13 protein-coding genes and 1 pseudogene are annotated in these 13,234 nt (G+C 44.2%); all 14 read right to left on the reverse strand.

What is annotated here, in order from left to right:
- Positions 1-11 precede the first annotated feature (11 nt).
- The 14 genes and pseudogenes from K4H96_RS08650 to K4H96_RS08715 all read right to left on the reverse strand — a co-directional run bounded on the left by K4H96_RS08650 (position 12) and on the right by K4H96_RS08715 (position 13,222).
- On the reverse strand, positions 12-698 hold the full coding sequence (locus K4H96_RS08650) for an amino acid ABC transporter permease (protein WP_223337690.1): 687 nt from the start codon (positions 696-698) through the stop codon (positions 12-14).
- Positions 699-701: 3 nt separating this feature from the next.
- A complete protein-coding gene (locus K4H96_RS08655) occupies positions 702-1,394 on the reverse strand; it encodes an amino acid ABC transporter permease (protein ID WP_002905414.1) in 693 nt (230 codons plus the stop codon).
- Positions 1,395-1,588: 194 nt separating this feature from the next.
- Entirely contained in the window at positions 1,589-2,473 is an 885-nt protein-coding gene (locus K4H96_RS08660; RefSeq protein WP_223337692.1) for a transporter substrate-binding domain-containing protein, read from the reverse strand.
- Positions 2,474-2,488: 15 nt separating this feature from the next.
- Positions 2,489-3,490: a uroporphyrinogen decarboxylase family protein gene (locus K4H96_RS08665; protein WP_223337693.1), complete on the reverse strand. Its 1,002-nt coding sequence runs from the start codon at positions 3,488-3,490 to the stop codon at positions 2,489-2,491.
- 88 nt (positions 3,491-3,578) lie between these two features.
- A complete protein-coding gene (locus K4H96_RS08670; protein WP_223337694.1) occupies positions 3,579-3,779 on the reverse strand; it encodes a hypothetical protein in 201 nt (66 codons plus the stop codon).
- 55 nt (positions 3,780-3,834) lie between these two features.
- Positions 3,835-4,881, reverse strand: a complete 1,047-nt coding sequence (locus K4H96_RS08675) for a uroporphyrinogen decarboxylase family protein (protein ID WP_223337695.1) — start codon at positions 4,879-4,881, stop codon at positions 3,835-3,837.
- Between the two features lie 201 nt (positions 4,882-5,082).
- Positions 5,083-5,436, reverse strand: a pseudogene (locus tag K4H96_RS08680) (LLM class flavin-dependent oxidoreductase); the annotation flags it as partial.
- Positions 5,414-5,557 carry a hypothetical protein gene (locus K4H96_RS08685; protein ID WP_223337697.1) on the reverse strand — a complete coding sequence of 48 codons (144 nt, stop codon included), beginning with the start codon at positions 5,555-5,557 and terminating at the stop codon, positions 5,414-5,416. The gene K4H96_RS08685 and the pseudogene K4H96_RS08680, both read right to left, overlap by 23 nt.
- A 230-nt stretch (positions 5,558-5,787) precedes the next feature.
- The gene (gene glmS, locus K4H96_RS08690) at positions 5,788-7,599 is read right to left on the reverse strand and encodes a glutamine--fructose-6-phosphate transaminase (isomerizing) (RefSeq protein WP_223337698.1); all 1,812 of its coding nucleotides are present in this window, start codon (positions 7,597-7,599) and stop codon (positions 5,788-5,790) included.
- A gap of 352 nt (positions 7,600-7,951) precedes the next feature.
- The gene (gap, locus tag K4H96_RS08695; RefSeq protein WP_002907928.1) at positions 7,952-8,959 is read right to left on the reverse strand and encodes a type I glyceraldehyde-3-phosphate dehydrogenase; all 1,008 of its coding nucleotides are present in this window, start codon (positions 8,957-8,959) and stop codon (positions 7,952-7,954) included.
- A 322-nt stretch (positions 8,960-9,281) separates the two neighbouring features.
- Positions 9,282-11,363: an elongation factor G gene (fusA, locus tag K4H96_RS08700; protein ID WP_002916556.1), complete on the reverse strand. Its 2,082-nt coding sequence runs from the start codon at positions 11,361-11,363 to the stop codon at positions 9,282-9,284.
- Positions 11,364-11,639: 276 nt separating this feature from the next.
- A complete protein-coding gene (gene rpsG / locus K4H96_RS08705) occupies positions 11,640-12,110 on the reverse strand; it encodes a 30S ribosomal protein S7 (protein ID WP_002893865.1) in 471 nt (156 codons plus the stop codon).
- A 19-nt stretch (positions 12,111-12,129) separates the two neighbouring features.
- Positions 12,130-12,543: a 30S ribosomal protein S12 gene (gene rpsL / locus K4H96_RS08710; RefSeq protein ID WP_002893867.1), complete on the reverse strand. Its 414-nt coding sequence runs from the start codon at positions 12,541-12,543 to the stop codon at positions 12,130-12,132.
- 214 nt (positions 12,544-12,757) lie between these two features.
- A complete protein-coding gene (locus tag K4H96_RS08715) occupies positions 12,758-13,222 on the reverse strand; it encodes a hypothetical protein (RefSeq protein ID WP_223337699.1) in 465 nt (154 codons plus the stop codon).
- Positions 13,223-13,234: the final 12 nt, after the last annotated feature.

Here is a 13,234-nt window from a genome sequence, read left to right on the forward strand (position 1 = left end):
ATCTTTCCTTCCTAAGCAAGAGCGTAGCGCTTTTCCAAGCCCCTAAACATCCACTGAATCAAGCCGCAAATAATGAGATAAATAACAAAAATCACCAAGTAAGACTCTGAATACTGGTAAGAGTGGGAGGCCTCTATCTTAGCCAAGGCTGTGATATCCTTGACCGTCATGACAAACACCAGCGAGGTTCCCTTGACTAGATTGATAACCAGATTGGCCAGATTGGGCAGGGCAGAGCGCAATGCCTGAGGAAAAACAATTCTCAGATAGGCTTGAAAATTCGTTAAACCAATCGCCTGCGCCGCCTCTAACTGTCCTTTATCCACTGTCAAAATGGCAGAGCGCAGAATTTCCGACAAACTACCTGTTGTCATCAGGCTATAAATAATGAAAGCATAGTAAAGCGGATTGAACTTAAAGACGTCTACCTGACTGCCCAGACTTTTGAATACTTGATTCAGTAAGCTAGGAAAAAGACTGTAGAAAAAGAGAATGAGCAAAATGGGCGGCGTTGCCCGAATGAAGGCCAGATAAACCACCGAAAAAGTCCGCACACCTCGAACTTTATAAATCTGCCCTAAAGCCAAGAGCAAGGCCGGAATAAAGCTGAGCAGAATAGCCACCACCATAATGATCAGGGTTACCGGTATGCCTTTCAAAGTAACCAGAAAGGTGTTTACAATATAATTCAAATCCATGCTTTACCTCTCCTTGACTGTCAGACTTTTTTCCAGAAGCTGGGAAGCCAGCGAAACCACTAGGGCAATTCCCCAGTAAATCAAGGCCACCGCTGTATAGGTTTCGAGGGAATAATTGCCCAGATTACGACTGATAAGATTTTGCCCTGCTCCCATGACATCCACTGCCCCAATCGTATAAGCCAGCGCAGCATCCCGCATGAGATTAAGAAGGGCAGTAGTCAGATTGGGCAGGGCGATGCGAAACGCCTGTGGCAGGACGATGCGCAGAAAAGTCTGCGCCGGTGTCAAGCCAATACTGAGACCTGCCTCAGTCTGCCCCTTGGGAACAGCAAGATAAGCTGCCTTGAAGACTTCCGCAATCATGGCCGCAAAGAGCAGAATCATGGTGATGATGACAAAAACAGTCCGTGACCAATTATTGATATCCAGCCCCAGCCACCATTCTAAGAACTCTGGAATGCCATAAAAAACCAAGAAAAGCAAGACAATAGGCGGTGTACATCTAAGGATAAATATATATCCTCTAGCCAGACCAGCGAAAGACTGCTCCTCGGCAATCTGAGCCCAAGCCAACAGACCACCCAGCAAGGAGCCAATCAAAGCTGTCACAAACATAATCCATAAAGTGGTCGGCAGAGCCTGCAGCAGACTAGGCAGCAGGCCAAAGACACGGGACAAGTCATACGAGACCATAATTTTCTTCTCCTTTGACAGTGATTAGATAGAATAAGCTTCTCTTGAACGGGCACTTTCAGCTTGGAGCAGCCATGCTCTCTCTTTGAAAATCCCTTCAAACAGCAGCAAGGTCAGCTCGGAACTCTCCAGTTCTTTATTCAGCTAGCTTCTCAGTCAGCCTTTTGTTTCCCATGAGCAGCAGAGAGCAGCAACTAATCCTTGTCCACATAAGAGAAGACATCTTCTCCGAAATACTTTTCAGATAGTTTAGCCAAGGTTCCGTCTTTTTCCAGTTCCTTAATTGCCTTCTCATATGCCTTGGCAAATTCTTCATTTTGTTCGTTTTTATGAAGTAGGGGATAGGTCGGAATCCCCTTGTAAGGGAACCAAGTCAGTTGATCCGCATACTGATGGTAAGATCCTTCCTTGTCTGTCACAGCTTTTTCAAACGACAGCTTGATGTCAAAGAAAGCATCGTAGCGCCCTTCCAGAACCCAAGCATAAGCATCAGCTACCTTGAAGGACTCTGCTGCAGTCAAATCAATAGGAGCACCGCTATGCTTCTGATTATACTCTTCGATAACCGCCCATTGAGCATTCTGCGGAGAGATTGGTACCAACTTGCCCTTTTCCTTGGCAAAATCATCAATTGTTTTATATTTTTCAGCGTCTTCCTTGCGGATAGTGAAACCGATAATGCTAGCGCCTATTGGGCTTTTTGGAATGATGAACTTCTTCGCCCGCTCTTCGGTGTACCATGCTCCCTTGGTTCCGATGTCATATTTTCCAGATTCCAGACCGACTAAGAGATCTTCATCACTGGTACCAGTATATTCAAACTGATAGTCTGGCAGCTTTTCATCAATAGCCTTGAGAACAGCAACCTCATAGCCATCTGATTCTCCCTTTTCATCCACAAAGTCATAAGGAACATAGTTCTGTGTGTGTGCCACTTTCAAAGTCGTGACCTTACCGCTGCCTGATGCAGAGGTGCTTGTCTTGCTAGATGAAGCACCTGTCAAGGTCCGCCCCAAATAAGTCGCAGCTACAATAGCAATCACTGCTGCTCCACCAATAATCCATTTTTTCTTGCTCATTCTTTCGTCTCCTTCTTATGTTAAGCTTGCTGCTTGGCGAACCCACTGAATCCGCTCTGCTTTCATATCGCTTGGAATAGTACAGTCAGCCCCGATAATCAAAGCTTCCTTGCCAGCCTCTGCTATCAGTCGCTTGGTCTCGTCTTGAATAGCTGCTTGACTGCCCGTGTAGAGCAGGCCGTCCTTGCCATTTTCAAAGCCACCCAAGACAGTACGACCGCCAAACAATTTCCGGCCCTCCGCTAGGCTGATGCCTTCTGGCCCCACTGCCCAGTTGATGACCTGAGCTGGATAGTCAGTGAAAAGATGAACATCGTTTCGCGCGCCTTCGTAACCACAAATGTGCAGGATATTCACTCCGCCAGTCGCGTTGGCTGCTTCCAGCACCGCCAATTCACTCGGAGCAATAAAAGCCTTATAGTCTTCAGCCGACACCCGCGCATCCTGAATGCTCTGAACGCTGAGGTAGATTCCATCCGCACCAGCTTCCTTGATAATCCGCTCCGTCAAAGCCGCAATATCTTGAGCAATCACATCCAGCACCCGCTTCGTGAGCACCGCATCCTCCGCCAAGAAATCTGCAATGATATCATCTCCACCAGCAACCTTGCCGACTAACCATTTGAAATAGGTCACTGGCGCAAAAATATTGTAAATAGCGACCAAGTCCTCTGTAAAGCCAGCCCTAATCTTCTGAACCAGCTCCACCTGCTCACTAATCCAAGGGTGATCAGCACCTAGCGGCTCAATATCTGCCAAGACTTTGATAGATTGGACTTTTTTCAAGCGTTCGTTAGGATAGGCAAAATAACCATCACTCATCAGCTTGATAAAGTCTGGCTCGACTTCTGCCAGAAAAGCTTGATGACCAGCCAGATTTTTCTCAATAATGGCCTGATTTCCAAAACCAGCCAGCCACTCATCCTCGCTGGTAAAATGATGCCAGAAACCAACTGGCACTCGATCAACAGGCTCTCCTCTGAAAGCTTTCAGTACTAATTCTCTTTTTGAAGTCATCTTCTCTCCTTTTTCTATTGTTCCTATCTCGCCAATGAGTTGTTTTTTAGCTTTTTCATTGGACTAATTCATCATTTTAAGTAAAATTCTAATCCGACAAGAGCAGAGCAGCGATATCATTGGGCTGCATCAAGCTAGTTGACTGCTCTGGTAGTTTCCTGAGTACCTGCAAATCATCTTCTTTTTTGTCTGAAGACTGATGAGCATAAATCTGACTGATGCTCAGAAAGGTTCCTATTATCAAGAATATCAGAGCAAGAGCTGCAAGCCTTTTTTGATACCGATTCATCTATCTTCCTCCTTGAAAGAGTTGAAAATTGCTCTTTAGGACTTTGGCAAGTCCGTCAGAACTGACTAGCTGCCTGGCGGATCCAGTCCAATCTTTCTATTTCAAAATCATCTGGTACAGTACAGTCAGCCCCTAGAATCACTCCCTGACTGCCAGTTTCAGCCAGCAACCGCTTGGTCTCAGCCTCTAATTCTGCACGAATGCCTGTATTTAGAAGAGCTGCTCTGCCATTTTCAAAGCCACCAAGGACAGTCTGACCGCCAAAGAGCTTACGCCCTTCCGCTAAGCTGACCCCCTCATGATGGGTTGCCCAGTTAAAGACTTGAGCCGGATAGTCTTTGAAGAGTTCTAAATCATTACTGGCCCCTTCAAAGCCGCAGATATGGAGAATATTCTGACCGCCAGCCGCATTGGCCGCTTCCAGAACCTTAATCGTACTAGGCTCAATATAACGACGATAACTGGCCGCATCTACCCGACCGTCTTGGACTTGCTGGGTACTGAGATAAATCCCCTCAATGCCCGCTTCCTCAATGATGCGTCTAGTCAAAATAGCAATATCAGTGGCAATGACATCTAAAACATGTCCTGTCAGCTCGGAATCCTCTGCCAGAAAATCTGCAATTTCTCTATCTCCTCGCGACCCTTCCCGGCGGAACCAGCGCTTAAGATAGGAGACCGGCGCAAAGATATTGTAGAAGGAAGCGAGGTCCTCTGGATAGCTTGCTTTTACAGCCTTAACCATCTCAATCTGCTGCTCAATCCAAGGATGATACTCGCCGATAGACTGGATAGCTGCCAAGTCCCGAATGGACTCAATATGATCCGAGTAAAGCGCGCTAGGATACTTAAAGAAGCCATCGCTCATAATCTTGACAAAGTCTGGCCGTGCAGCTCGAACATAAGCAGCATGTCCCTCAACACTTTTATTGAAAATCACTGGATTGTCTAGGCCCAGCATCTTTTCCTCTTGGCTTACAAAGTGAAACCAAAAACCAACAGGTACTCGGTCAACTTCTTCACCCCGAAAAGCTCTCAGCACTAATTCTTTCTTGCTGACCATTACTTCCTCCTTCTTTGAATTTGTAATATATCTTACCATCCTCTCTTTCTCCTGGGAAATATATTTTCCCTATCAGCCTGATTAAAAATATTTATCAAAGCAAAATAAAAAAGCTAGACTAAGCTAGCTTTTTCAAGGCTTTTCATACTCTGCTGAACTACCTTATTTTTTGTACCCTTTTTAGATAAGTACCATATATATTTTCTATAGATGAGATAGGTAATTTTTATCAAAAAACTGCTACTCCGATCTTACTTTACCCTTGGCCGCAAAATATTCCCGCACGAGCGGTGCAACCTTGGTGCCAAAGAGTTCGATAGACTGGAGAACCTGCTCATGCGGAAGCGATCCCAACGGCAGATGCAGCATGAAGCGGTCCAGTCCCAACTCCTCTATCATCTTGATCAATTTCTGAGCGACCTTTTCAGGGCTACCGACAAACATGGCCCCCTCTGGTCCTACCTGATCTAGGTATTGCTCATAGGCCATCTCCCGCCAGTGAGGGCGATCCTTAGAGATAGCGTCCACTACCTGCTTGGTCGGATGGAAGTAAGTCCGGACCGCCTCCTCATTATACTCCATGACCCAGCCCCACCTTGTCTGCCAGCTCAATCTCTGCTACCAGCTGCCGAATCCGCTCGTCATGAGTATAGGTTTGCCCTGTCCCCTCCAGCGGCGTTGTCTCTCCAAAAGTAGAAATACCTAATTCCACCATGTTTTTGTCCTCCTGATATTTAAGATAAAAATATTTTATAACTAATTAGTGATATATACAAAAATGATGCTCATCCTATTTGTCCATCTGTATGAAATAGGATGACTGTCGTCAGCATGGCTTTGCCATGGTCGAAAGAGACTTCCAAAGAGCATCGTCACCAAAATACCATACCAAAAGCCCCAGAAAAATCTGAGGCTTAGTATTATTATCAAGATTCGTTAGAAAGCTTATTCTACAGTGACAGACTTAGCCAGATTTCGAGGCTTATCTACATCCAGACCACGGTGCAAGGTTGCAAAGTAAGCAATGAGCTGTGTCGGTACCACCATAGAGATTGGTGACAGGTATGGATGAACCTGATTGAGTACGATATCGTCACCTTCTTTAGCCACATTCTCCTCAGCAATAGTCAGCACCTTGGCACCCCGAGCTACGACTTCTGAAATATTGCCTCGTGTATGACTAGCCAAGATTTCATCAGAAAGCAGAGCCAAGACTGGTGTCCCGTCTTCAATCAGAGAGATCGTACCGTGTTTGAGCTCACCAGCCGCAAAACCTTCACATTGAATATAAGAAATTTCTTTGAGTTTCAGGCTGGCTTCCATCGCCACATAGTAGTCTTGACCACGGCCGATATAGAATGCATTGCGGGTCGTTTCCAGAAGGCTACGGACCTTATTATCAATCAACTCCTTCTCTGACAAAGTGGACTCAATAGACTGCGCAACTAAGGACAGCTCGTGAACCAAGTCAAAGGCTGCCGCTTTCTCAGAAGCATTGGCATCGCCAACAGCTTTAGCCAAGAAAGCCAAGGTTGCGATTTGAGCTGTATAGGCCTTAGTAGAAGCAACCGCAATTTCAGGACCTGCATGCAGCAGCATGGTATGATTGGCTTCCCGAGAAAGCGTAGAACCTGGAACATTGGTCACGGTCAAACTTGGAATACCCATCTGATTCGCCTTGACTAAGACCTGACGGCTGTCAGCTGTTTCACCAGATTGGCTGATAAAGATAAAGAGAGGCTTCTTGCTAAGGAGCGGCATGGCATAGCCCCACTCAGAAGCAATGCCCAGTTCAACAGGTGTATCCGTCAGCTCTTCCAGCATACGCTTAGAAGCATAGCCAGCATGGTAAGAAGTTCCAGCCGCAAGGATATAGAGACGGTCAGCTTCCTGAACAGCCTTGACAATATCCGCATCAACTGATACTTGCCCCTTATCATCTGTATAAGCGCTGATTAGCTTACGCATCACAGTTGGCTGCTCGTCGATTTCTTTGAGCATATAGTATGGATAAGTCCCCTTACCGATATCGGACAGATCTAGCTCAGCAGTATAGCTTTCACGCTCTAGAGTATGCCCATCATAATCCTGCACTTCCACACTGTCTTTACGGACAATAACCAGCTCTTGGTCATGAATTTCCATAAACTGATTCGTCTCACGAATCATGGCCATGGCATCTGAACAGACCATATTGTAGCCTTCACCCAGTCCGACTAGAAGTGGAGATTTATTTTTAGCAACATAGATAACATCTGCATCTTCTGAGTCCACCAAAGCAAAGGCATAAGAACCACGGATAATGTGGAGAGCTTTTTTAAAGGCTTCTAAAACAGACAAGCCTTCTTCTTCAGCGAATTTGCCAATCAGATGCACAGCAATCTCTGTATCTGTCTGCCCCTTGAAGTCATAATCAGCTAAGTAAGTATTCTTGATATCAAGGTAGTTCTCAATCACACCGTTGTGAACCAAGACAAAACGGCCGGTCTGTGAAGTATGAGGATGGGCATTGTTTTCACTTGGTTTTCCATGAGTAGCCCAACGAGTATGTCCGATACCAGTAGTCCCAGAAACATCGATGCCAATTTTAGCATGTAGGTCAGCGATACGACCGACCGACTTGATCAGACTAGAAGTTTTCCCTGTTGTTACAAAAATTCCAGCTGAGTCATAACCACGGTATTCCAGCTTTTCCAAGCCCTGCATCAAGATATCAGTTGCATTGCGATTTCCGACAACTCCGACAATTCCACACATAACGTTACTTCTGATTTCCTATATTTTAGAAACCAGCCCTTCTTATTGAAAATTGGTATAGTCTTCTTGGAGTCTAAAAACTCCAACAAGGCTAGTATACACACTGTTTTTCACTTTGTCAAGTGTAAAATTGGTATAGTTTTCTTTAAGAAAAGTATGCTTAGCTTCTCTTACCGCAAAACAGCCCCTTGAAGCATTTTAAAAATGGACAKATGTAACAAAACTGACTTTCTATATGACTAAAAATTTGGAAAATAGAAGTACAACATACTACAGCCCTGTCTTTGATGATTCTCACAAAGCAAGGTACAGAAAAAGAGACTCAATTGAGCCTCTTTCTTCTACTATTGAATTATTTAGCGATTTTCGCGAAGTATTCAAGAGTACGTACAAGTTGTGCAGTGTATGACATTTCGTTGTCGTACCATGATACAACTTTAACCAATTGTTTGCCGTCAACATCAAGAACTTTAGTTTGAGTTGCGTCGAACAATGAACCGTAAGCCATACCTACGATATCTGAAGATACGATTGGATCTTCTGTGTAACCGTATGATTCGTTAGCTGCTGCTTTCATAGCTGCGTTTACTTCATCAACTGATACGTTCTTTTCAAGAACAGCAACCAATTCAGTAACTGATCCAGTTGGAGTTGGAACGCGTTGTGCAGATCCGTCCAATTTACCGTTCAATTCTGGGATAACCAAGCCGATAGCTTTAGCAGCACCAGTTGAGTTAGGAACGATGTTTGCAGCACCAGCGCGAGCACGACGAAGGTCACCACCACGGTGTGGTCCGTCAAGGATCATTTGGTCACCAGTGTAAGCGTGGATAGTAGTCATCAAACCTTCAACAACACCGAAGTTGTCTTGAAGTGCTTTAGCCATTGGAGCCAAGCAGTTTGTAGTACATGAAGCACCTGAGATAACTGTTTCAGTACCATCAAGAATGTCGTGGTTAGTGTTAAATACAATTGTTTTAACATCATTTCCACCAGGAGCAGTGATAACAACTTTCTTAGCTCCACCTTTAAGGTGTTTTTCAGCAGCATCTTTCTTAGCAAAGAAACCAGTTGCTTCAAGAACGATTTCTACACCGTCAGTAGCCCAGTCAATTTGTTCTGGGTCACGTTCAGCAGAAACTTTAACGAATTTACCGTTAACTTCGAATCCACCTTCTTTAACTTCAACAGTACCATCGAAACGACCTTGAGTTGTGTCGTATTTCAACAGGTGTGCAAGCATTACTGGATCTGTAAGGTCGTTGATGCGAGTAACTTCAACACCTTCTACGTTTTGGATACGACGGAAAGCAAGACGACCGATACGACCGAAACCGTTAATACCAACTTTAACTACCATTCGTGATTTCCTCCTTATGAAAATCAAAAAATTTTTATGTGAAAAGAGTAACTTGAGTTGCTACAAATCACCTTTCAACATTTCTATTATATACTTAATTAAGGTAAAATGCAACTGATTTCATTGTTATTAACAAGTATTATGAATTCTTTCACTAACTTTCATTTCGGCTTTCATTGATTTGAAAAAGCAAAGCAGTAACTTTTGAAAATGCAGGAATACAACTTACAAGATAAATTACTTACCTTTTTATTGAGGGGGCAGTTCTCTAAAAAATAGAAAAAGCACCCGCAAATGCGAGTGCCAAGGTTTAGCTCAAAGCTTAAGCTTCACCTTTGTTTTTCTTAATGATTTCTTCTTGTACTGACTTAGGTACATCTTCGTAGTGGTCAAATACCATCATGAAGGTACCGCGTCCTTGTGATGCTGAACGAAGAACTGTCGCATAACCGAACATTTCAGCAAGTGGAACATAGGCACGAACGATTTGGCTGTTACCATGTGCTTCCATACCATCAACACGTCCACGACGAGCTGTTACGTGGCCCATAACGTCACCGAGGTTTTCTTCAGGAACAGTGATTGTTACCAACATCATTGGCTCAAGGATAGCTGGTTGTGCAGTCTTAGCAGCTTCTTTCAAAGCAAGTGATGCCGCAACCTTGAAGGCTGTTTCAGATGAGTCGACATCGTGGTATGAACCATCGTAAAGTTTAGCTTTCACATCAACGATTGGGTAACCAGCAAGAACACCGTTCGCCATTGACTCAACCAAACCTTTTTCTACTGCTGGGATGAATTCACGTGGAACCACACCACCGACGATAGCATTTTCAAACTCGAAGCCTTTTCCTTCTTCGTTTGGTGTAAACTCGATCCATACATCACCGAATTGACCTTTACCACCAGATTGGCGTTTGAAGAATCCACGAGCTTGAGTAGAAGCACGGAAAGTTTCACGGTAAGATACTTGAGGTGCACCTACGTTTGCTTCAACCTTGAACTCACGACGCATACGGTCAACAAGGACATCCAAGTGAAGCTCACCCATACCAGAGATAACTGTTTCACCAGTTTCAACGTTTGTTTCAACACGGAAAGTTGGATCTTCTTCAGCCAGTTTTTGCAGAGCAACACCCATCTTGTCTTGGTCAGCCTTAGACTTAGGCTCAACCATCAATTGGATAACTGGTTCTGGAACGTTGATAGACTCAAGGATGATTTTAGCTTTTTCATCTGTCAATGAGTCACCAGTAGTTGTATCTTTCAAACCTACGGCAGCAGCGATATCACCAGCGTATACTGTTTCGATTTCGTTACGGCTGTTAGCGTGCATTTGCAGGATACGTCCGATACGCTCACGTTTACCTTTAGAAGTGTTCAATACGTATGAACCGCTGTTCAGGACACCTGAGTAAACACGGAAGAAAGTCAAACGACCTACGAATGGGTCAGTCATGATCTTGAAGGCAAGAGCAGCAAATGGCTCTTCATCAGATGCAGGACGAGTTTCTTCTTCTTCTGTATCTGGGTTGATACCTTTGATTGCTGGGATGTCAAGTGGGCTAGGCAAGTAGTCGATAACTGCATCAAGCATCAACTGAACACCCTTGTTCTTGAAGGCAGAACCACACAATACTGGGAAGAATTCAACGTTGATAGTCGCTTTGCGGATAGCAGCTTTCAATTCTTCGTTAGTGATTTCTTCACCTTCAAGGTATTTCATCATCAAGTCTTCATCAGTTTCAGCAACTGCTTCCACCAATTTTTCACGATATTCTTGAGCTTGCTCAAGGTATTCAGCTGGGATATCTTCTTCCAAAATATCTGTACCAAGGTCGTTAGTATAGATTTCAGCCTTCATCTTGATCAAGTCGATAATTCCGCGGAAGTCATCTTCTGAACCAATTGGCAATTGGATTGGATGAGCGTTTGCTTGAAGACGATCATGCAAAGTGCTTACTGAGTAAAGGAAGTCAGCACCAATCTTGTCCATCTTGTTAGCAAATACGATACGAGGAACTCCGTATTCAGTTGCTTGGCGCCAAACTGTTTCAGTTTGAGGCTCAACACCTGATTGTGAGTCAAGAACGGTTACCGCACCGTCCAAGACACGAAGAGAACGTTGTACTTCGATTGTGAAGTCCACGTGTCCTGGTGTGTCGATGATGTTTACGCGGTGGTTGTTCCATTGAGCAGTTGTCGCAGCAGATGTGATAGTGATACCACGTTCTTGCTCTTGCTCCATCCAGTCCATTTGTGACGCACCTTCGTGAGTTTCACCGATTTTGTGGATTTTACCAGTGTAGTAAAGAATACGCTCAGTTGTTGTTGTTTTACCAGCATCGACGTGGGCCATGATACCGATATTACGAGTTTTTTCAAGTGAAAATTCGCGAGCCATTTGGTTATTTCTCCTATTAATTTATTTTACAATTTATTATAACATGATTTAGCAAAAACGGATAGGCAGGACCTACCCGTTCTCAATGCTTATCTTGTTTTTGTTGGTCTCAACTTGTCAGATGATCAGTTGAATGATAGCTAATACTAATCGTTTTAGCTAATTTGAACCCGAGCGAGGCTCTGCGCAAAAAAGATAAACTGCTTTGTGTTCTTTGAACACTGCATCAGTTTCCTATTTTTGCATTGCGCCTTTAGCGCTCTTGGTGTCATAATCTTACCAACGGAAGTGTGCGAAGGCACGGTTAGCTTCTGCCATACGGTGAGTGTCTTCACGTTTCTTAACAGCTGCACCAGTGTTGTTAGATGCATCCAAGATTTCTTTTGCAAGGCGGTCAACCATTGTGTGCTCACCACGTTGACGAGCAATAGTTACCAACCAGCGAAGTCCAAGTGTTGTACGGCGTTCTGGACGAACTTCAACCGGAACTTGGTAGTTTGAACCACCGACACGGCGAGCACGAACTTCAAGAACAGGCATGATGTTTTCCATAGCTGTTTCAAATACTTCCAACGCATCGTTTCCAGTTGCTTCTTTGATTTGGTCAAAAGCTCCGTAAACGATAGAAGCCGCTGTACCACGCTTACCATCAAGCATAACGCGGTTGATAAGACGAGTAACTAATTTTGAATTGTAAAGCGGATCTGGCAATACTTCGCGCTTAGGCGCTTGGTTTTTACGACTCATTTATCTTTCTCCCCTTTCCTTATGCTTTTGGTTTTTTAGTACCGTATTTAGAACGGCCTTGTTTACGATCAGTAACACCTGCTGTATCAAGTGCACCGCGGACGATATGGTAACGTACCCCTGGAAGGTCTTTTACACGTCCACCACGAAGAAGCACCACGCTGTGCTCTTGCAGATTGTGTCCAATACCTGGGATGTAAGCTGTAACTTCAATCAGGTTGCTCAGACGTACACGGGCAAACTTACGAAGGGCAGAGTTTGGTTTCTTAGGTGTCATAGTTCCGACACGGGTTGCAACTCCACGTTTTTGTGGTGAAGATACGTTTGTTTGAACTTTTTTATGGCTGTTGTAACCAACGTTCAAAGCTGGTGATTTAGATTTTTCTACTTTTGATTTACGCGGTTTGCGAACCAATTGGTTAATTGTAGGCATCTACATTCTCCTGTATTTTTTTAATTTTGGTGATGATACACTTGGTGACAGCTACCATCTGCGTGTACTTTTGCAACATTTGTCAGCACGTCTCTGTACACTTTTGAGAGACCAAAAGTAAAAAGTACCGTCTATCATTATAGCACGACGATACTTCTCTGTCAATACATTTTTCTATTTTAAGCTTATCTCTGCTTATTAGATTTCTGCTAACTTATTGCTGCGGCTGAGCCACTGCCTCTTCTGATGCAGCAGCTGGATTTTCAGAAACAGCGGCCTGAGCTACTTCCGGATCAATCAAGACTGCTATCGCCTGAATACGGCTTTGGAATCTAGCCTTCGTCGCTGCATCCTTAACCTTCTCTGCTGCAGTCTTAGCTAGCTGTAAATCTTCCAAAGTTTGCATGGTTTCAAGCTGTTTAACCGCTTCTTCTGCGGCCTGAACTGCTTGCTCCTCTTCCTGAATTTCTTTTTCCTGCGCTTCTTTTTGAGCAGAGGATAGCTGTAAGGAAGAGCTGCTTGATGCGATGCTGGCAGCTGAACTAACTGAATTTCTGGTGGAATTAGCCTGTCCCTGCACAAAAAGCATGCCAGTAATCAGAATTCCAAATAAAATCGACAATACTCCTAAACGAATCCACAGCGGACTGTGGTCAAACTTTTCTAAAACTGTTTTCATCTATAATCTCTG

Origin of the sequence: Streptococcus sanguinis, from assembly GCF_020729765.1 — a bacterium.
In the GTDB taxonomy this organism is placed as follows: domain Bacteria; phylum Bacillota; class Bacilli; order Lactobacillales; family Streptococcaceae; genus Streptococcus; species Streptococcus sanguinis_Q.